Source organism: Bacillus sp. es.036 (genome assembly GCF_002563635.1).
GTDB lineage: Bacteria > Bacillota > Bacilli > Bacillales > Guptibacillaceae > Guptibacillus.
The window spans coordinates 1,681,376-1,703,041 of record NZ_PDIZ01000001.1 but is presented as its reverse complement, the minus strand read 5'-3'; the positions used below and the strand labels follow the sequence as shown (position 1 = coordinate 1,703,041).

General features: G+C 39.7%; 16 protein-coding genes and 1 riboswitch. Of the genes, 13 read left to right on the top strand and 3 right to left on the bottom strand.

All coding sequences use genetic code 11. The features are described 5' to 3' along the window. Positions 1-163: 163 nt before the first annotated feature. A riboswitch (ZMP/ZTP riboswitch) is annotated at positions 164-246 on the top strand. Between the two features lie 41 nt (positions 247-287). The 4 genes from ATG70_RS08635 to ATG70_RS08620 all read left to right on the top strand — a co-directional run bounded on the left by ATG70_RS08635 (position 288) and on the right by ATG70_RS08620 (position 5,420). Next, positions 288-1,133 (top strand): bifunctional 5,10-methylenetetrahydrofolate dehydrogenase/5,10-methenyltetrahydrofolate cyclohydrolase, encoded by an 846-nt coding sequence (locus ATG70_RS08635; RefSeq protein WP_098443918.1) that lies wholly within the window; start codon positions 288-290, stop codon positions 1,131-1,133. A gap of 285 nt (positions 1,134-1,418) precedes the next feature. Further along, the gene (locus tag ATG70_RS08630) at positions 1,419-3,350 is read left to right on the top strand and encodes a fructose-1,6-bisphosphatase (protein WP_098443917.1); all 1,932 of its coding nucleotides are present in this window, start codon (positions 1,419-1,421) and stop codon (positions 3,348-3,350) included. A gap of 222 nt (positions 3,351-3,572) precedes the next feature. Next, positions 3,573-4,313: an SDR family oxidoreductase gene (locus ATG70_RS08625; RefSeq protein ID WP_098443916.1), complete on the top strand. Its 741-nt coding sequence runs from the start codon at positions 3,573-3,575 to the stop codon at positions 4,311-4,313. A 189-nt stretch (positions 4,314-4,502) separates the two neighbouring features. Next, complete coding sequence (locus ATG70_RS08620) at positions 4,503-5,420, top strand: HNH endonuclease (protein ID WP_098443915.1); 918 nt, start codon at positions 4,503-4,505, stop codon at positions 5,418-5,420. Positions 5,421-5,495: 75 nt separating this feature from the next. Here the strand turns inward: ATG70_RS08620 and ATG70_RS08615 are convergent, their stop codons facing one another. After that, on the bottom strand, positions 5,496-6,491 hold the full coding sequence (locus ATG70_RS08615) for an aldo/keto reductase (RefSeq protein ID WP_098443914.1): 996 nt from the start codon (positions 6,489-6,491) through the stop codon (positions 5,496-5,498). Positions 6,492-6,721: 230 nt separating this feature from the next. Further along, positions 6,722-7,795 carry a DUF3900 domain-containing protein gene (locus ATG70_RS08610; RefSeq protein WP_098443913.1) on the bottom strand — a complete coding sequence of 358 codons (1,074 nt, stop codon included), beginning with the start codon at positions 7,793-7,795 and terminating at the stop codon, positions 6,722-6,724. Between the two features lie 200 nt (positions 7,796-7,995). Between ATG70_RS08610 and ATG70_RS08605 the strand changes: the two genes are divergently transcribed. The 3 genes from ATG70_RS08605 to ATG70_RS08595 all read left to right on the top strand — a co-directional run bounded on the left by ATG70_RS08605 (position 7,996) and on the right by ATG70_RS08595 (position 11,704). Next, positions 7,996-9,297 carry an acetamidase/formamidase family protein gene (locus ATG70_RS08605; RefSeq protein WP_098443912.1) on the top strand — a complete coding sequence of 434 codons (1,302 nt, stop codon included), beginning with the start codon at positions 7,996-7,998 and terminating at the stop codon, positions 9,295-9,297. Positions 9,298-9,499: 202 nt separating this feature from the next. Further along, positions 9,500-10,987 (top strand): UDP-N-acetylmuramoyl-L-alanyl-D-glutamate--2,6-diaminopimelate ligase, encoded by a 1,488-nt coding sequence (locus tag ATG70_RS08600; protein ID WP_098443911.1) that lies wholly within the window; start codon positions 9,500-9,502, stop codon positions 10,985-10,987. Between the two features lie 96 nt (positions 10,988-11,083). Continuing rightward, positions 11,084-11,704 carry a trimeric intracellular cation channel family protein gene (locus ATG70_RS08595; RefSeq protein WP_098443910.1) on the top strand — a complete coding sequence of 207 codons (621 nt, stop codon included), beginning with the start codon at positions 11,084-11,086 and terminating at the stop codon, positions 11,702-11,704. A 507-nt stretch (positions 11,705-12,211) separates the two neighbouring features. On the opposite strand, the gene ATG70_RS08590 is transcribed toward ATG70_RS08595, so the two are convergent. Next, complete coding sequence (locus ATG70_RS08590) at positions 12,212-12,631, bottom strand: VOC family protein (RefSeq protein ID WP_098443909.1); 420 nt, start codon at positions 12,629-12,631, stop codon at positions 12,212-12,214. 160 nt (positions 12,632-12,791) lie between these two features. On the opposite strand from ATG70_RS08590, the gene ATG70_RS08585 reads away from it, so the two are divergent. The 6 genes from ATG70_RS08585 to ATG70_RS08560 all read left to right on the top strand — a co-directional run bounded on the left by ATG70_RS08585 (position 12,792) and on the right by ATG70_RS08560 (position 21,646). Beyond that, on the top strand, positions 12,792-13,913 hold the full coding sequence (locus ATG70_RS08585; protein ID WP_098443908.1) for an NAD(P)/FAD-dependent oxidoreductase: 1,122 nt from the start codon (positions 12,792-12,794) through the stop codon (positions 13,911-13,913). A gap of 972 nt (positions 13,914-14,885) precedes the next feature. After that, positions 14,886-16,658: a group II intron reverse transcriptase/maturase gene (gene ltrA, locus ATG70_RS08580; RefSeq protein WP_179886331.1), complete on the top strand. Its 1,773-nt coding sequence runs from the start codon at positions 14,886-14,888 to the stop codon at positions 16,656-16,658. 674 nt (positions 16,659-17,332) lie between these two features. Further along, positions 17,333-18,550 carry an ROK family transcriptional regulator gene (locus tag ATG70_RS08575; protein ID WP_098443907.1) on the top strand — a complete coding sequence of 406 codons (1,218 nt, stop codon included), beginning with the start codon at positions 17,333-17,335 and terminating at the stop codon, positions 18,548-18,550. Positions 18,551-18,574: 24 nt separating this feature from the next. Beyond that, a complete protein-coding gene (locus tag ATG70_RS08570) occupies positions 18,575-19,450 on the top strand; it encodes a carbohydrate ABC transporter permease (RefSeq protein ID WP_098443906.1) in 876 nt (291 codons plus the stop codon). A gap of 78 nt (positions 19,451-19,528) precedes the next feature. Further along, positions 19,529-20,338: a carbohydrate ABC transporter permease gene (locus tag ATG70_RS08565; protein ID WP_098445765.1), complete on the top strand. Its 810-nt coding sequence runs from the start codon at positions 19,529-19,531 to the stop codon at positions 20,336-20,338. A gap of 30 nt (positions 20,339-20,368) precedes the next feature. Further along, positions 20,369-21,646 (top strand): ABC transporter substrate-binding protein, encoded by a 1,278-nt coding sequence (locus tag ATG70_RS08560; RefSeq protein ID WP_098443905.1) that lies wholly within the window; start codon positions 20,369-20,371, stop codon positions 21,644-21,646. Positions 21,647-21,666 lie beyond the last annotated feature (20 nt).

Below are 21,666 nucleotides of genomic sequence, written 5' to 3'. Positions count from 1 at the left end.
TGATAAGGAAAATCGAAAGTAATTCATCTTTTCTTAGAGGTGAGCGATGAGGTTATATACGAACGATTAATTATAATTCAATTAATTTGTTCACTTTTAGTAGTTTATTGTCCCGTTTTTCTTTCGTTTTTTTCTGTTTTATGCTACTATATCCGTAGAAAAGATTCGTTGCAGTAACTGGCGACAAATGTGGAAGTAACCACAGGGGAGCTGTGACGTACAATGCCGGTCGTCTGGGCGAAGAAATGGGGCAGCTCATTCTTTACCAATTTTCAGGAGGAGTTCATATGACAAACGAAACAAAAATTTTAGACGGTAAAGCAGTTGCTAATCGCATAAAAGAAGAGTTAAAGACAAGAGTCGCATCTCTTAAAGAAAAGGATGTGACGCCAAGCCTTGTGACGATACTTGTTGGAGATGATCCATCTTCTGAGACCTATGTAAGAATGAAAGGCAATGCGTGTGAGCGGGTAGGAATTACCTCTAAAAAAATTCACCTCTCTGAAGACACAACAACTGAAACGCTCGTACAGACAATTGAAGAGTTAAACCAGGATGCTTCTGTGCATGGTATATTGCTTCAACACCCCGTTCCATCTCAAATTGATGAACGTCTTGCTTTTGAAACCATTGCGATCGAGAAAGATGTTGATGGTGTAACGAGTGCTGGCTATGGCCAAACAGCTCTTGGATTTGGAACTTATCCATCTTGCACTCCTGCAGCAATAATGAAAATCATGGAAGACTATGATATTAAAGCTGAAGGAAAGCACGCTGTTGTAATCGGCCGCAGCCCAATTTTAGGAAAACCAGTATCTGCGCTCTTATTAAATCAGAATGCAACTGTAACAACTTGTCATTCTAGAACCACTAACCTTGCTTCGCATGTGCAGCAAGCAGATATCGTAATTGCTGCAGTGGGCAAGCCGGAATTTATTAAAGGTGACTGGGTTAAAGATGGAGCTGTTGTGCTTGATGCTGGATATAACAAAGGAAACGTTGGAGATGTGGAATATGAAGCGGCAGCTAAGAAAGCGTCCTATATTACACCTGTTCCGGGCGGTGTGGGCCCAGTTACAATCGCGATGCTATTAAAACATACCGTTGATGCAGCTGAAAAAACAGTTCAATAAAAAGAAGTAAAGTTAAAAGTAGTTTCATTGGAGGAGGCACATTGTAATCGTGCACTCTAAATGGAACTGCTTTTTTGTATCTTTTACATTAAATGAGAAACTTTCAGTGTAGTAATCATTCGTATCATACGAGGTAGTAGAGTGCTGCTTTATTCTCTATTCTAGTATTTTAAAAATATGTTACTATCAATGTAAAGAAACATTTATAAAAATGAATCCTAGTAAGGCTAGTTGCAATCGTTCTCATCTTAAACCTTGCAGTAATTTGAAAGGGGATACATCAGTTTGAACACAAAACATTTGGATTTACTTGCCCAAAAATATGATAGTGAAGAAAAAGTTGTCACTGAAATCATCAACCTTAAAGCCATCCTAAATCTACCAAAAGGAACTGAGCATTTTGTTAGTGATTTACATGGGGAGTACCAAGCCTTTCAACATGTGCTACGAAATGGTTCAGGTAAAGTGAAAGAGAAAATTTCTGACTTGTTTAAAGATGAATTACCAGAAGATGAGTTGAATGAATTTGCCACGCTCGTTTACTACCCAGAAGAAAAAATCAACCTAATTAAACATTCATTCAGTAATGATAACGAATTATACGAATGGTATACGGTGATGATTGAACGTATGCTAAAGCTCATCTCGTATGCCTCTTCCAAATATACACGATCCAAATTACGTAAAGCTTTGCCTACTCAGTTTGTTTATGTCATTGAAGAGCTTCTCTATAAAACGGCTGATCTTACGAATAAAGAGCCTTATTATAATAAAATACTTCAACAAATTATCTCTCTGAACCAAGCTGATAAGCTAATCACCGGGCTTGCCTATACGACGCAAAGACTAGTTGTGGATCATCTTCACGTTGTGGGGGATATCTACGATCGAGGACCAGAACCTGATAAAATTATGGATACCCTTATTCACTATCATTCGGTAGATATTCAATGGGGAAACCACGATGTCTTATGGATTGGTGCGTTTGCAGGATCTAAAGTATGTCTTGCTAATATTATTCGTATTTGTGCTAGATACAACAATTTGGAAATCATTGAAGATGTTTATGGCATAAATCTGAGACCCTTACTGAATCTCGCCGAAAAATATTATGATGATAATCCCGCTTTTGCGCCAAAGAGAGAATCTGATGAGAAACAAACGAGTCATGAAAAATGTCAAATCACGAAAATACATCAGGCGATCACGATGATACAGTTTAAACTCGAGAGTCCAATCATCAAAAGAAGATCTTACTTTAATATGTCTGAAAGACTTTTATTAGAGAAGATTGATTATCAAGAAAACACCATTACGATTCATGGGCAAACGTATCCGTTAGAAAACACCTGTTTTTCAACCATTAATCCAGATCAACCTGACCAGCTATTAGAGGAGGAGGAGGAAGTCATCAACAAGCTTTTGTTTTCAGTACAACACTCGGAAAAGCTTGCTAGACATATGAACTTCCTTATGAAAAAAGGCAGTCTTTATCTAAGATACAATGGTAATCTATTAATTCATGGATGTATTCCTCTCGATGAGAATGGGAATATGGAAAAAATGATCATCGAAAATAAAACGTATGCCGGTCGCGAGTTACTTGATATTTTTGAGAATTATTTACGCCATGCTTTCGCACATCCTGAAGAAACAGCTGACCTTTCGACAGATATGGTTTGGTATTTGTGGACAGGCGAGTATTCTTCTCTGTTCGGTAAGAGAGAAATGACGACGTTTGAGAGATATTTTATAAGTGATAAGAAGAGCCATAAAGAAAGAAAAAATCCCTATTATCATTTGCGTGAAGAAGAAGAGATCTGTCGCCAGATTCTAGCAGAATTTGACCTTAATCCAGATCAAGGTCATATTATAAATGGACACACGCCTGTTAAAGAAATTGATGGAGAAAATCCAATCAAAGCAAATGGCAAGATGATTGTCATTGATGGCGGTTTCTCGAAAGCTTATCAATCAACAACAGGTATTGCGGGGTACACGTTATTATTTAATTCTTACGGCATGCAGCTTGTTGCTCATAAATTATTTAATTCTAAAGAAGAAGTTTTATTACACGGAGCAGATGTATTGTCAGTAAAACGATTAGTAGATAAGGAATTAGAAAGAAAAAAAGTTCGTGAAACAAACATTGGAGAAGAAATCCTGCAAGAAGTTCATATTCTTAATCGATTAATGGAATATCGGTATATCAATTAACGGTTTATGCACCTTTTTTACGAAACTAACCAACAAAGTCGATGCTTTGTTGGTTAGTTTCGTTTTTGTATAAGCAGGAAACTTCTTATGGAGGTAGATCGTGCTTCATTTTACACCAGTAACGAAGCATTTACATATTAATTGAGCAGAACATTCAATCATTTTAGAAAGTTGTGCTATGGTCAATAAGAATAACTTTAACTAAGCGGAGGCGATCAATCGATGAAACTTGATGGGAAAGTAGCAATAGTAACTGGAGCTAGCAGTGGTATTGGTGAGGCGATAGCGAAACAACTAGCGAATGAAGGAGCAAGTCTTGTGCTTGCAGCTCGTCGTGAAGAAAAACTGACTGACTTAGCGAGCTTCATCACGAATCAATCAAATGGAAAAGCCATTGTAGTGAAAACGGATGTTACGAAAAAAGAAGATATGGAGCAACTCGTTGAGCAAGCCAAACAAGAATTTGGAAAGGTTGACATCGTCGTCAATAATGCTGGAGTGATGCTACTATCATTTATGAAAAATGATGAGGTGGATCAATGGAGTCAAATGGTGGACGTGAATATTAAAGGTGTTCTATACGGCATTCATGCAGCGCTTCCTGATATGTTAAAACAAGAGAGTGGTCATATTATTAATGTCTCAAGTGTAGCAGGGCATGAAGTATTTGCTTCAAGTGCCGTGTATAGTGCTACAAAATATGCCGTAAGAGCCCTTTCAATGGGACTTGAAAAAGAGTTATCAAAAACTGGTGTACGTGTCACGAATATTTCTCCAGGTGCCGTTGAAACTGAACTAACTCATCATATTACGGATGAAGAGGTCCTCAACATGTTTAAAGATCGTGCCTCTTCAATGAAAGCTCTTCAAGCGGATGATATTGCTCGTGCGGTTGTGTATGCAGTCACTCAACCTGAATATGTGAATGTGAATGAAGTGGTTGTCCGACCAATGCAGCAATAGGAGCGACTCATTTTTATAGTTCGTTAGCAAAAGATCGAGCCTGCTCGGTCTTTTTTTATGGAGTAGTGAACCATAAACATATATTTAAGATACGCAATAACTTGAATGATTCACAGATCACCCATATACTTTAACTTGGATAGCGTATAAACAACTAGAGAAATAAGCACAACAGTTGGAGGAAGAAAGATGAATAGTTTTATTGTCATGCAAGGAGATACATATGTTGAAGAAAAAGAAGCAGGGGTGATCTGGTCACCGAAAGAAGATAGGGGTGGCCAAGAGCCTCATTCGTGGAAGAGGCTGAAAGAAGTCAAAAAAGGAGATCCTATTTTCCACTATGTTAAAGGAGAGATTGTAGCGGTTAGCCTTGCTAAGAGTGACTGTAAAGAGGAGGCGAAAACGTCAACTTTATCGCATCAAACGATAGTCGATAAAGGATATTTAGTGGCGCTAGAATACCATGAGTTGGACGTTCCGCTAAATGTAAGAGAAAAATTTGAAGAAATTTCACCTTTATTACCTCTTAAATACGCACCATTTCAACTTGATGCAAGTGGAAATCCCGGGTATTTATACCCTTGTCATGAAGCACTAACAATTAAGCTGCTTGAGCTAATTAGTGAGTCCAATTTTTATCGTATAAATGAAGAACAATTAGAGTTAACCGTAGATGAAGTTAGAAGAACGGAACGTAATACACTAATACCTATCATTACGGAAACAGAATCAGAAGCGAAAATGAAAATGAGATGGGGAAAGTTAAAGTTTCGCAATGAAGTTGCTCCTTTATGGGAAGGTCAGTGTGCTCTTTGTGCCATTAAACTTCCGGAATTACTTAAAGCAAGCCACGCTAAACCGTGGAAGGATTGTTCAAACGATGAGCGATTGGATCCTTTTAATGGGGTGCTACTTTGTCAAAACCACGCCGCTCTCTATGATGAGGGGTTGATTGCCTTTGACGGCCAGGGTCGATTACACATTTCTTCAAGTATTCAAGAAGATGACTATGACATGTACGGATTAAATCAACGCAAAAAAATTAGCATTCATCCTGAAAATAAAGTATATTTCAAGTGGCATAAACGCAAGAGGATGAGGAAGTAATTTTTTATTAGGGTAAAGTATATACACAAAAATGGACTTCCAGTAGAGAAGTCCATTTTTGTTTAGTTAAGATACTTATTTAATCGTAGTAGGTAAAGGGGCATCAGGAGAGATAAACCCCTTCTGTAATAATTCATTCCAGAAAGCTTTCGGAATATCGCGTTGGATCATTTCAATATCTTCTTTTATCCGATCTGGACGCGTTGAACCTGGAATCACAGATTTTACAGCAGGGTGAGAAGTTGAGAATTGTAGAGCAGCTGCTTTTAAAGGAACATCATATTTTTTGCTTATTTCGTTTAACTGATTAACTTTCGTAATAATATCGTCATCTGCTTTCTCATAATTGTAGTAATCACCGCCTAGTAAAACACCAGAGTTATACGGTGCGCCAACGACAATCGCTACATCATTTTCTTCAGCTGTCTTCATCATACGCTGTAAAGCTCGGTCATGCTGAAGCAAAGTGTATTGTGTCGCTGATAAGCATATATCAGGTCGGAATTCTTCGAGCTCCATCGCGATCTCGATTGGCTCTGTTGTATTGACACCAAGCCCCCATGATTTGATAACGCCTTCTTCACGAAGACGCGTCAACACTCGAAAGGCTCCTTTGCGAGCCTCTTCGAACTTTCCGATCCACTCATCCCCATGAAAATCTGGGGAAACGTCGTGAACGAAAACATAGTCTAAGCGATCCGTTTTCAATCGTTCAAGGCTTTGTTCAATAGACCTCTTTGTTGCATCTTCTGTGTAATCCGTAATCACTTTATTATTGCGAGCATATTGGAACAAGCCTTCCTTGTCTTCCGTGTCATCGGTTACATAACGGCCAACTTTCGTACTCAATACGTAGTCATCACGATTATACTTTGACAGCACGTTACCAAGACGCATCTCTGCTAGTCCTGCTCCATAAAAAGGGGCAGTATCAAAATAACGTATGCCCTGGTCCCATGCTGCTTGTATCGTGCTCAGAGCTTCATCTTCTGGCACTTCTCGAAACATATTACCGAGCGGTGCTGTACCTAATCCTACTTGATATTTTATCGTTGGTTCAAAGGGTTTCATAAATGTCATACCACCTTACTTGAATGATAGTGGTTTTTACCCGGATAAAGAGGGGATAAAACAAAAGGGTTGGACTCATTACCAAAATGTTGATTTATACATGAATCATCCTATTACAGAAGCGATTAAAATCGAACTTAAAACGATCTTTTATTTAAAAAACCCCACATAGTAGTGAGGTTATCAAAGTTCATATAGGATTGAAACGAGTAGCCTTTTTATTTTTTTTATTATGACTCATTCTCATTCTTCTTATAAATCCGCTCCACCACTTCCTGAAGCGTATCAGGCTTGTGAAACTCAACAGGAGAAAAGCCTTTCTCAAACGTAATCGAATCGGCTTCAATCGCAAGCACATACTTTCCGTTCACCTTCGCAAGATGAATTGATTCGCCAAAGTCAGACAGCATCGCTTTCACGGATACGTGGTCAAGCTTCAGCTTCCATTCAACGTCAGGGGAGTGCTCAACGATTTGTGAAGTAGCTTCGACGACTTGTTCGGTCGTAAAGCGCTCCTGTAGCTCTCGCTTAGGACTCTGAGACCATTCTTCCATTGCTTGCTCAAACTCTTCTCGTTCTTCACTTTCTTCCTGGTACGTTTCTTGGATATGCTCCTGGACCATGCCCATCGTTTGCGTCTTCACAATTTCAGGCATCGACTTTTCGTATTCGACCCATTTTAAGAAGTCTTCAAAGTAGCGGGCGTGAGAAGACTGGTGGACTTTAATTTCAGCGCTGTCGATCATGCCTTCTTCTGGCATGTAGGGATACTGGACAGATTTCATGCTTTTTGTCGTAATCGCCATTTCAACATTTTGGATTAGCGTATCTTCGTCGGTTATCGTTGCTACTTTTGGTTCGAAGTCACATTTTAAGATAAAGAGAAAAGGATCATCGAAGAGTTTTGTTAATTTAGCAGTCGCAACAATCAAAACCCCGCCTCTTATCGCACTTGTATCAAGATACATTTGTACAATTTGGTCAGTAGATGTTTCAAAATCATCCGCAGATTCGGCATAGCGGGTGCGGTCGAATAAATTATAGTTGGGATTGGACGTTAGCTCGTGACCAGGCTCGACAATAAATCGGCCAATCTTGGTTGGAGCACCTTCAGATTTAGCATGACGATCCACTTTTCGTTTCATGATTTTTGTTAATTCACCATTGAGAAAGTCTTTGAGAGAGCTATCTTCATAGCTGTCTGCATCAAGTGTTTGATAATGCTTGTAGCGTCGTTCTTCACTTTCTCCGCTTCCTTCTACTTGGATTAAGTAAAAGGAAAGATACTGCATTTTAAATTCCATTTCATCACCCGTCTCTATGTTTGCGTTTATTTAGTATAGGCAACGTTTTGGAATTCGTCAATCACTTCAAAATAACTAACTTTTGAAAGTAATAAACCTTCGAATTCAAAGTTTTTTTGTTTTTAGCCAATTAATTTTTTACATGAATCGACATTACTCTTATAATGAAGAAAGGAATACAGATGAAAAGGGGAGAGGCAATGGAAGCAAAGCAAACGGTGTTTGTTAATGAATTTACGAACGGAATACTCGATCCTTCCAAAGAAATGCTCGGACCATTGAAAGATGGTGGTCATATTGTTGCAAATACAGCACCTGGATGTTGGGGGCCAATGATCACTCCATGTTTACGCGGTGGGCATGAAGTGACGAAGCCTGTTTTTGTAGAAGGTGCTGAAGTTGGGGACGCAATTGCAATACGCATTAAATCGGTTCAGGTTACTTCAATGGCAACTTCTTCAGGAAACGATCAACCTGTTGATGGAAGGTTTGTTGGCGATCCATTCGTAGCGGTGAAATGCCCTGGCTGTGGAGAATTATATCCTGATACGAAAATTGAAGGTACCGGACCAGAGGCGATTCGCTGTTCGAATTGTGGAGAAGATGTAACACCTTTTGTTTTTACGAATGGGTATACAATGGCATTTGATTCTGATCGAACGGTTGGTGTTACGGTAGATGAAGCTGCAGCCACTCATATAGCTCAAAATGGTAAATCCTTTATGGCTACTCCTGAAAACTCTGTCCAAAATCCAATTGTTACGTTTGGACCAAGTGATCTAGTAGGAACGATGGCAAGACTACGTCCTTTTCTCGGGCAGCTCGGAACAACGCCTTCCCGCCCATTACCTGATTCACATAATGCCGGAGATTTCGGTCAATTTCTAATTGATGCGCCTCATGATTATGGTGTTACAAAAGAGGAATTGGAAGATCGGACAGACGGCCATATGGACATTAATCGTGTTAGAGAAGGAGCGGTATTGATTTGTCCTGTTAAAGTACCTGGTGGAGGTATTTATATCGGGGACATGCATGCGATGCAGGGGAATGGAGAGATCGCAGGTCATACAGCTGATGTTGCGGGTATTGTAAATCTTCAAGCGATCGTCATTAAGGACCTAACGATAGATGGACCTATTTTACTCCCGACAGTAGAAGATCTACCGCATTTGGCAAAGCCATTTACTTCAAAAGAAAGAGAAGCAGCCAAGCGCGTGGCGAATATGTACGGTGTTTCAAAATTAGAAGAGTCATTACCGGTATCTTTTATCGGAACCGGTGCTGATCTTAATGAGGCAACAGATAATGGACTGAAGCGTGCAGCTGACACTTTAGGCATTACCGTTCCTGAAGTAATGAACCGTGCAACGATTACAGGTTCAATCGAAATCGGAAGGCACCCAGGCGTAGTGACGATTACATTTTTAGTTCCCGCCCATCTCCTAGATGAACTTAGCCTAACCGACCTTGTTCGAAATCACTATAATACAGAAAAGTAACAGGAATAACAGACAGCTGTTTTTCAAGGCTGTCTGTTCATTTCCTATGAATGAAAAGTAGGTTAAATTGAGTATGCTATATGTAACGTCATTGTTTTTTATCAAGCAATAATGGGGAATTTAAGTAAAATTAGATTATTTACTTTCGTTTTAAAAATTTTCCAATAAAAGTAAATAATACGGCTAAAGCGAGGAATTCACCATGAAGATTAACTTTTCAAAACTTGACTATCCATCCATTTTTCAAATTGATGGGCCAGACCATCAGACGATTACCCAACTTACGTTTCACTCAAAGAAAGCAGAGCCGTCTTCCGTGTTTTTTGCGATAAGAGGTGAGAATCACGATGGACATTTATACATAGAAGACGCCATTCAAAATGGAGCAGTCGCTGTCATAGCTGACCGAGAGGATCTTACTCAAAGTCTTTCACACAGCTATCCAAATTGCACATTTGTTCTTGTCGATGATGTTCGAAAAGCGATGGGTTCCTTTTCAAAACAATATTACGATACCGCAGATGAGAAATTAAGAACCGTCGGTGTAACAGGAACAAATGGAAAAACGACAGTTGCCGCTTATGTTCGGTCTCTCTTAAGCTTACTTGGTTTACCAACGGGTTCGATTGGCACAACAGGTATCTGGTCTTCCAAAAAGAGGATTCCGTACAAAAAAAGCACGCCTACTACACCTGAATCACTCGATCTCCATCGGATTTTCAATGATTTAGTGGAGGCAGGAGATAAGGGAGTAGCAATGGAAGTTTCTTCGATTGCCCTTGATCAACACCGAGTTGATGGAATTAATTTTGATGTAGCCATTCATACAAACATTTCTCCTGAGCACCTGGAATACCACCATACGTTTGAACATTATAGAGCTTGTAAAATGAAACTCTTTGATCAAGCAAAAGCAGCTGTCGTGAATGTAGATGATGAAATGGGAAGCGAACTGATCCGAACCTTTAACGATCGAATCGTAAGCTATAGCTTAAACCAACATGCTGAGGCTGACCTCATCGCTACTGACATTCGCTATCAAGTAAATGGAACATCTTTTAGACTTGTTTCACATGGTGAGTCGTATGATGTGTTTGTACCGGTTTTTGCTGACTATAATGTTGCGAATGTTCTTTCGGCTGTTGGTACTGCACTATTACTCGGTTATTCATTATCCGAAATTATAGGAGTGCTTCCGCGATTAGAAAGTCCTGAAGGTCGTTTTCAAGTCATAACTGGGCCTAATCGTGAAACGATTATTCTGGATTACGCTCATACACCAGTTGCTCTTACTCGTCTCGTTGATGAAGTGAAAAAAATAGACCATCGGAAACTAATCGTCATGATTGCTGGCATTGGAATAAGAGATTTTGAAAAAATGCCAAAAATGGCTAAGGCGATCGAAGGTAGGGCAGATGAAGTGATTGTAACCGTGGACCATCCAGGCTATCATGAGCCGTCAGTCATTGTTGATAAGGTGATGTCTGGATTTTCGAATCCAAATGCTCCGAATATCTATCGTACACACACAAGACGTGAAGGTGTCTTAAAGTCACTGCAGCTTGGACGTGATCACGATATTATTCTCCTTACGAGTGGATGTATCAACGGCGCTCAAATGGTAAAAGGAAAAGAAATTCCACATTCAGATGAAGACTTAATCGAAATGCACTATCATCTTTCTTCTTAAACCTCCAGCTGGGGGTTTTTTTCTATTAAGGGTTGCTAACACGCAAAAGCTGACGTACACTTTAACTTTCAATAGATCGTGAAAGGGCGTAATGGTGTGACTTGGGAAATTCTTAATATTATCGGTACGATTGCCTTTGCAGCGAGTGGCGCACTGGTCGCACTTGAAGAAGAGTTTGATTTTCTTGGTGTAATCGTTCTTGGACTTGCAACGGCATTTGGTGGAGGGATTATCCGAAATTTATTAATAGGTGTTCCCGTAGCTTCAATTTGGGATCAAGATATTCTTATTATGATTGCGATCGCTACAATTCTCGTTATCTTTGTTTTTCCAGCTAGCTGGATTAACTATTACTGGGAAAAGTGGGGGAGCTTCTTTGATGCGATTGGTCTCGCAGCATTCGCAATCCAGGGTGCACTCTTTGCAGAGGAGATGGGACATCCTTTTATTGCAGCTATGGTCGCTGCTGCTATGACAGGAACAGGTGGAGGGATCATTCGTGATCTTCTAGCGAGAAGGAAACCAACGGTGTTGCAAAAAGAAGTCTATGCTGTTTGGGCGATGATGGCTGGTCTGTTAATCGGCCTTGGTTATCCGAAAGAATTGCCTCCATTAATGTTACTATTTGGAACCATTGTGTTCCTCCGCATGCTTTCTCTTCGATATGGATGGAAGTTGCCGTATAGAAGCATTCATAATGAGGAATCGAAAACATAGATGGAATAAAAAAAATGCAGCTTAGGCTGCATTTTTTTTATTAAATAATTTGGCTGAATGGCTAGAGATAATGACGATTTCTCCATCCATAAGAAAAGAAGTGGAAACGAATGATGTAAAAGAAGATCAAGCAATAGAGAGAAAAGCTTTCTTTTACCGGTTTTTCCTTAAAGCGTTTGAAGAAAAATAACTTTGAATCCAAAAAACTCGTTTGTAACAAGTGAAATTATGCTAAAATGCAAACGATGAGGAATATGCCCCTTCAGTAAAGGTGCTGTTTTTCCTATATGTTAAAGATATGAGGATTTTGTAATGTAATCCTTAACGATCATGAAGCAATAACACGAACGATATCGTTTTACAATTTTAGTAACGGGAGGAAAGCTACCATGAGTGATAAAAACAATCAAAATAATAATTTACCTTCAAGAATTAATATACTTCTTGTGCTCACATTCTTGTTATTTATGATTCTTGTTTTTCGACTAGCGTTTATTCAATTATAAGTTAATTTGTTTCTGGATAATCACAATATTCAATAATTGTCCCTTCTGTATCAGCGGGATTTAAATAAATTAACCTTCTACCATGTTTATTGATACGCAGTGTTTCTTCCATCACACGGATGCTTTGTTGTTCTAATTCTTTAAGGGCTTCATCAAGGTTATCGACCCTGTATGCAATATGGTGAACGCCTTTTCCTTTTTGTTTCATAAATCGTGCGATTGGAGAAGTTGTATTGTTTGTAGGCATAAGCAATTCAATACGACTTCCATTAAGGTCAATCACTGCAATTTCGCTCTCAACTCCTGTAGCTTCACTACGATAGCGGTCGAATAGTTCTCCTCCTAATACTTCAGTATAAAACTGAACACTTTCATCTAATCGTCTAACTGCAATTCCCATATGATCCAATGTTTTTTTCATGATGAAACTCCTTCATAACGTAATGGTGTCATTTTAGCATAGACAGCAATTTATATAGAAGAAAGTTGTTTCCCGACAAAGCGTCTTTTAACTGCTTGAGCGGTTTTATGATTGTGTGTAAAATGAAAAAGAAATGAATTTAACGAAATAGGTGTTACTGATGAATTCAATGATTATTATAGGCTCAGGTATTCTTGGTGCCTCAACTGCCTACCATTTAGCAAAAATGGGGGTAGATGTTACAATTATCGACAGAAACGAACCTGGCCAGGCTACAGAAGCCGCGGCAGGGATCGTATGCCCATGGCTCTCTCAACGCCGAAATAAGGTATGGTATCGACTCGCCAAAGGTGGAGCAAAGTACTATCCAAATTTAATTGAACAATTAATGGAGGATGGAGAGACAGAAACGGGTTACAAGAAAGTAGGCGCAATTAGCCTCCACACGGATGAAACGAAATTAGATAAAATGATGGATCGAGCAAAAAAACGGAGAGAAGATGCACCAGAAATAGGTGAGATTAAAAAGTTATCAGCCGAAGAAACAAAAAAAATGTTTCCTTACGTAGCGGAAGAGTATCAGTCTGTTTTTGTGAGCGGAGCCGCTCGAGTAAATGGCGCAGCACTTCGACAAGCGCTTCTACGCGCTGCACAAATGCATGGGGCTTCATTGAAATATGGTGATGCGAAACTCCAGTCAACAAATAGCGAAATCACAGGAGTAACCATTGAAGGCGAGACACTCGAAGCGGATAAAGTCATTGTTACCGCTGGAGCATGGGCGGAAGAACTCTTATCTCCGTTAGGACTAAAGTTCAGCGTCACTTCTCAAAAAGCTCAAATTGTTCACCTTGATGTGCCTGGTGAAACTACAAGCGAGTGGCCAGTTGTGATGCCGCCAAACGACCAGTATTTATTAAGCTTTGACGATGGGCGAGTCGTCATTGGCGCAACTCATGAAAATGAGGCTGGGATGGACAGGCGAGTAACGGCAGGCGGTCTTCAAGAAATATTTAGTAAAGCACTTGCTATTGCTCCTGGATTAGCAAAGAGTACTTTTTTGGAAGCAAAAGTAGGTTTTCGTCCTTTCACACCAGGTTTTCTTCCAGTATTCGGTTATGTACCTGAGATGAATAATTTACTAGCTGCAAATGGTCTGGGCGCCTCAGGCCTAACCGTAGGTCCATATCTTGGACTTGAACTTGCCAGGCTTGCGATTGGTAAAGAAACTGAACTTGATCCTGCAGATTACGACATTCACGCAGCGATTTCAAAACAATAATACGAAAGAAGTAGTTCAATTTGGCAGGCGGATCATAAAAGGCCTTTCGAATTGAACTTCTTTTTTTGCTGATAATAAAGTATTTAATGTCATTAAAAAAGTAGAATAGTTCGATTGAATAGAAAAATATGGTATTTTTTAAAGCGTAGTGATGTTCAGCAATCGGGCAGTTTTGTGGTGCGAAACGTTTCTAATTAAACTGAGAATGGTCACATTACTCAGGTAAAAGTTAGACAGTTCTTTACAGAACTGAAGGATTATATCGAAGAGTCAAATGATAGCGTAACGTCTTGAAGGGCTCTCTCTTAGTCGAATAGCACTTGAATTAGCAAGGATAAGAGTGTTATAAGCTCGATGAAAAGGCGTGAGAATTCACCGTAACAGGATCGGCTGACGAAAACCTACCTGCGGGGGTGGTGTGAATCATAATGCTTGGGTTGAAAGAACATGGTGAGAATGCGTATAACCTATAAGAATAGAGGTTAAGCTGACGAACTTCTGAAGGTACAGGTCTATAACTGCAATACATAGAAATGTGTATATCACCAAGAGTGAGGTTAGTAGTGGATGAGTAAAACTCGTAAATATGAAAGTCCACGGTGTGTTAAAGGCGCATGAACGACTAACAGGCTTACAGGAAGCACCTAACTTCTTTCTATAATAGATATAATTCAACGTTGTAAGCTGATAACGTGGAGGACTTGCTTCCGATGAAATGGTGATAAGGAAAACAATTGTGAGAATAACAACTGTATAACTTACCTTAATATCAGTGAAAGTGGTGGCACAGTACCAATGAAATGTCTAATTCACATGGAGGGATCGCCACTAGACTAATGAAGATCATTCAACCATGTAAGACAGTTCTTTATCGATTAATAAGGTTCTCGTGAGACTAAAAGAGGTTCAACTCCTAAGGGAGTCACCGACTTGTTGAAACGGAAGAAACTGAGACACTCTGAGTATTACAATATGGAGCACTGCTTTGATAATCTGTACGCTCAAAGTGTTAATGGTCAGAATTTCTATGACTTAATGAATATTATCTGTTCGAACGAAAATATACGTCTTGCCTATCGAAATATCAAACGAAATACGGGAAGTAAAACGGCAGGTGTTAATAAATTAACCATCGATGACATTCGATCTCTGTCTGTAGAAGAAGTCATTGAGAAAGTTCAAAACACGCTTCAATCCTACCAGCCTGAAGTCGTTAGACGTGTTCTAATACCAAAAGCCAACGGCAAAACGAGACCGTTGGGGATACCCACCATCTGGGACCGAATTCTTCAACAATGTATTTTACAAGTCCTAGAACCGATTTGTGAGGCGAAATTCCACAAACACAGCTATGGTTTTAGACCCAATCGAAGTACGCATCACGCAAAAGCGAGATTCGAGTCTCTTATCAATTTGAGTGGACTTTATCATTGTATTGACGTTGATATTAAAGGCTTCTTCGATAACGTCAATCACAGCAAATTACTGAAACAGATCTGGTCTATTGGTATAAAGGATAAAGCATTGCTTTCTATTATCTCAAAGCTTCTGAAGGCAGAGGTTGAAGGAGAAGGCATACCAACCAGAGGAACGCAACAGGGCGGTATCATTTCTCCACTTCTATCCAACATTGTGTTAAATGAACTAGATTGGTGGATTAGTAACCAATGGGAAACTCTGGAGACTAGCCATCAGTACAAACATAATGGAAGTAAAATACAAGCGCTGAAGAGGTCAAATTTAAAAGAATGTTACATCGTCCGTTATGCGGACGATTTCAAAGTCTTATGTCGTACACGCTCACAAGCAATGAAAATGAATTATGCCATAAAGGATTTTCTCCATACAAGACTTCATCTTGAGGCAAGTGAAGAAAAATCGAAAGTAGTAAACCTAAAGAAAAACTCTTCAGAGTTTCTAGGATTTACGTTTCGAGCTGTCAAGAAAGGAAAGACGAGAAAAGGATTTGTGGCTCATTCAAATATGTCGAAAAAAGCCAAAGCAAATGCCAAAAGGAAAATGAAAGAATCCATCAAGGCAATCCATAAAAAGCCTTGTGCTGAGACCGTCTGGCATTTCAATACAGTTGTCATGGGGATCCAGAATTATTACGCTGCCGCCACTCATATCACAAATAATTTACATGAGTTGAACTTCTATCTTCGCAGGACATTATACAACCGATTAAAAGACGTGAGAAAAGAAGCTGAGTTTAAAGACATGACAAGTACGCTACAAAAACGCTTTAAAGGGTATGAACCCCAATATTATAAGATTCAAGACATGGTATTCGTCCCGATTTATGCGCAACGGCATAAAACCAACTTATGTTTTTCGCAAGAAACCTGTAACTATACTGCGAAAGGTAGGGCGAAAATTCACCAGAACCTAAAAGCGATTCAGAAAAATGTACTTAACTATGTCATGTCAAACTATATACCAAATCGAACGATTGAATACAATGATAATCGCATTAGTAAGTTCATCGCTCAGTACGGTAAGTGTGCTGTAACGGGAACAGAGCTTGGATTATCAGACTGGCACTGTCATCATAAGAGACCTTATCATCTTTCAAAAGATGATCGATTCTCTAACCTGATCGTGTTATATGAACCCGTTCACCGGCTTGTACATTTAAAGGATCCACTTAAAATTAAAGCGATCCTTAAAGAATTAAAGCTGGAAAACACTCAAAAAGAAAAGGTAAATGATCTTCGAAGGCAGTGCAATCTTCAAGCAATCTAAGATTTAATATAAATCGGCTTTATTCATTACATCGAAAGAATGAATTGGATTAGTTGGCGCGCCGTACGCGATGAAAGTTGCCCATACGGTGCAAACAGGGGGAAAAGGGGGCGATAACTTCAAACCCTTATCTATCTGTATGAAGACTCAGTTTCGAGATAACAACATATAAATAACGGTTTAGGAAAGGGGGAAATTGAATTGTAGTAAGTACATATTATAAACTGATGAACTTTTATTTTTGGAAGTACCTGTCTCTGGAGAAGTAAGTTATAGGTACACAAAAGGTAAGGGGCTACAATACAGCGGCTTTAGTTGATTGTGATATTCATTACGCACATGTACTTACATATACAGGAGATAGCTACCGAATGAGCCAAGTATTATCAAGACAAAACACTTGAAAATACCGGCTAACAAGCTTATGTGTTTTTTTATTGCAAAACACACCTCAAACTTAATATTGAGTAAAGTGTCTCGGAGCTTAACGAAACTATCCAAATTAGTGTAGCCTATTTTACAAATTCAAAGAAAGGAGAAAACGAATGAGAGTAATGTATAATTTTCAGAATTTTCAGGAATGGTGTTGTCTTTTCTGGATGGGTAGTGTATATTGAATATACACTTAATTCGTTCATTGAAAGAAGTAAGTGGAATATTGATGAGGTGAAGATATGAAAGCTTTACGAACGGGTAGTAAGGAACTCATTAAAGAGATTAATCGTTTCAAGGTATTAAATATTATTCGGCAACAACAACCGATCAGTCGATCTGAAATATCCAGACAGTGTAAACTGGGGATTTCAACACTTTCATACATTATGGAAGAATTGAAATCTCAAGACCTTATTTACGAAGTAGGAGAAGCAACCTCTACAGGAGGAAGGAAAGCTAAGCTGCTCAAATTTAACGAAGGCCATGGTTATGTTGTTAGCATTAAAATCGAAGAAGAACAAATTTTGATAGCGCTTACAAACTTGGATGGTGCGACCTTATTAAAAACGTATGCTTCATTCGAAAAGAAAGCATCTGCTGAAACTATCGTGTTTCTTATTAAAAAGAAAGTGAAATGGATTTTTTCTGAAGAGGACAAAGATATCTCGCGTCTACTAGGTATAGGCGTGCTTTCTTCCGGTATCGTAAACCGAAATGAAGGGAAAATTATACGTTCTTCCCTGTTAGGCTGGGAGGATGTCTCCATCACCTCTATGATCAAAGAGTGTTTCCCAGATATTCCGGTATTTGTTGATAACAATATCAATGGATACACATTGGCTGAACTTGAGAAAGGAGAAGGTCAAAAGGATAATGATTTTTTAGTCGTTTCCATTGGGGCTGGGCTTGGATTATCTGTTGTTATTGATCGAAACATCTATTACGGGGCTGTGGGGGGTGCTGGAGAATTTGGTCATACAAACTTGGTCATGGAGGGGTATTCATGTCACTGTGGCCAAAAAGGGTGCCTTGAGATGTATGCATCGGAATTCTATTTTGAAAATAGACTCAAGGAATTAGCGGATAAGCAACCTGATTTGGAGGAAAGGGACTATCACTTTTCAAAGGTAGCAATGGATGCGGAAGAGGGCGATCTGTTGGCAACTTCCCTTATGAAAGAAATGGGTACACACCTTGGCTACGGATTGAGAAACCTGATCAATACGATGAACCCGGACAAGATCATTGTTGTAGGGGAAGGTGTAAAGTATAAGCATTTGTTTGAGGACGAAGTACTAACTATCGCTCAAGATAATTTTTTTGAGAAAGTGAACATCAAAACAGATATTGTTTTTTCCCATTTGAAGGATGACTCTTGGTTTACGGGGGGATCTTTACTTGCTATTAACCAACTATTTCGAGAACCAATCTATCAACAAATGAAAGCTGAGGATTAAAATTTTGAGAGGGGGTGATGGTCTATGGTTGGAATGACGAGGAAAAAAACTTTTTTTTGGCTTTGTGTCTTTCTTCTTCCGAACCTGCTGGGGTTCTTGACGTTTATAGGGGCTCCAATTGTTTCTTCCCTAGTCATCAGCTTTACGGATTGGGACCTGCTTGGGGATATGCAATTTACAGGTTTTGAAAACTACATACGCTTGATGCAGGACCCTGAGTTTTGGGTTTCTTTTCGAAATACATTTTTCTTCATTCTTGGCTATATCCCATTGGTACTGGTATTTGGATTAGCTTGTGCGTTACTTCTGAACAAACAAATGAAGTTTCGAGCGTTTTTTCGAGCTACCTTCTTTCTGCCGGTTATTACAAGCTGGGTTGCGGTTTCCCTTGTATGGAAATGGTTATACAACCCGGAATATGGACTCATCAATTATGCTTTATCCACAATAGGTATCGATGGGCCTATGTGGTTGAATGACCCGAATACAGCTATGATCGGCATCATTCTTACTAGTGCCTGGAAAGACATAGGATTTGTCATGGTCTTGTTTCTCGGTGGTCTGCAAAATATCTCTCCTTCTTTTTATGAAGCAGCATCTATTGATGGAGCGGGGAAAGCAAGGAAGCTTTGGAATATCACGATTCCTTTGCTGGCACCAACTACTTTTTTCGTCACGATCATTTCTTTGATCAATTCTTTTCAGGTGTTTGACCAGGTGATGATTATGACAGGCGGAGGTCCAGGTGGTTCGACTGTAGTTATGGTACAGAATATATACAATCACGCTTTCCGTTACTTTGATATGGGATATGCATCAGCTATGAGCTGGGTATTATTTTTAGTTATCTTCCTATTTACATTGATTCAAATGAGATTTCAGGACAAGGAGGCGAAGTGATCCATGGCTATGGAGAACTCAAGCAAGGCTCTGGTTTACCGGAACATCAAGTCAGAAAGTTCGAAGAGACGCCCGATTATGAAAAAAGTCCTTTTTTACTTATTGTTAATCGGAGGCGCTTTCATTATGTTGGTGCCGTTTCTCTGGATGGTTTCTACATCCCTGAAGCCAGATGGAGCCACGATGGTACTGCCTCCTGAACTCGTTCCGAATCAACCGACAACTCAAAATTATGAGCAGGTCACTCAACAGTTTCCGATGGTACGCTTTCTTTGGAACTCTGTTGTGGTTGCGGTCTTGACTACAATCGGGCAAATGATTTTCAGTTCGATGGCGGCATATGCCTTTGCAAGAATGCAATTCCGAGGCAGGGATAAATTATTCTTGCTATACCTCGCCACAATGATGGTACCAACCCAGGTTACGATGATTCCTCAGTTTATTTTGATTAAGCAGTTTGGCTGGCTGGATTCTTATCCAGGCCTTATTATACCTACAATGTTTGCTGTTTTCGGAACATTTCTTATGAGACAGGCGATGTTGAGTATTCCAAGGGAACTTGAGGAAGCAGCTTTCATGGATGGAGCTAATCATTTTCAAGTATTTTATCGCGTTTGTCTTCCATTGATCAAACCGATGCTGGCTGCGCTTGGAATCTTCACTTTCATGCAGTCATGGAACAACTTTCTATGGCCGCTGATTGTCATCAGCAATAAGGAATTAGCCACATTGCCGTTAGGCCTTTCTTTGTTGCAAGGTCGGTGGGGAACCGATTGGGGATTGATGATGGCTGGCGTTGTCATTAGTGTTTTACCGATATTAATCGTCTATCTTTTTGCTCAAAAATACTTTATCCAAGGTATGACGATGAGCGGAATGAAAGAATAAATTCTATTCTATCAAAGGGGAGAAGAGTACATGAAAAAAATCTGGGTTTTATCTTTGTTTTTTCTACTGGCTAGTGTTGGATTGATTGGTTGTTCTTTTGAGTCGAGTGGTGAAGGAAATGAAAGCAGTGATGGTGAAGAAGGTACAACCGAAATCACCTATTACAGTTTCTCAGCTACTCCTAACTATGAGGATGTCCTGGCTGATATTGTCACGGCTTTTGAAGAAGAAAATCCGAATATCAAAGTGAACACGGAATTGGCAGCTTACGATGATTACTTTACTAAACTACAAACCCGTTTGGCCGGGGGTAATGCTCCAGATGTTTTTGAATTGAACTATGAGAATTTTGTTCAATACGCTTCAAAGGGAACGTTAGCCGACCTTTCCAGTTTTATTGAAGAGGACGACGAATTCGATCCTTCTCAATTAAATCAAGAAGCGTTCGAAGCTTATCAGTATGATGGAAAACAGTATGGAATGGTCGAGAGTTTCTCCAACGTTCTAACGTTCTATAACAAGGAATTGTTTGATGAAGCGGGCGTAGAATATCCAACAGCCGACTGGACGTGGGAAGATGAACTAGCGGCTGCAGAAAAGATCACGAATGAAGAAAACAACGTTTGGGGTACGTATGCTCCGACAACGATGAATGAGTTCTTTAAGATTGCGGCTCAAAATGGTGGTCAATTATTCGATGACAGCGGTAATCCTACAGTCGATACGCAAGAAAACCTAGAAGCCCTGAAATATATGGTCGATAAAGTGACGGAATCAGGAGTTACGCCATCACCTGGTGAAATGTCCGGTCAAGCTCCAGCAGATTTGTTCTTGAATGGTCAGCTTGGAATCGTCCACACAGGGATCTGGATGTTTGATGTATTCAAAGAAGCTTCCTTTGAATGGGACGTTGCGTTAGAAGCGGGCAATTCGCAAAAAGCGCATCATTTCTTTGCTAATGGTCTTGCTGTTTCGGCTGATACAGACAAACAGGAAGCGGCTTATAAGTTTGCACGATTCATGAGTGCAAGTGAACAAGTGGCGGAGCTTCGTGTTGAGAACTCTTGGGAGCTTCCGGCTGTGACGGATGAAGAAGTACTTCAACCATACCTTGATCAGTCCCCTCCACAAAACCGTGAAGCGGTCTTTAATGCCTTGGACTCTCTTGTGTTGCCTCCGGTTGTTGAAAACTGGAGCCAGATCAATGATGTTACCAACCAAGAATTCGAAAAAGCACTAAATGGTAGCAAATCAGCAGAAGATGTCTTGAAGACGCTTCAATCAGAGTATGAGAATATCTTAAACTAATGATAGTAGGACATGAAGGA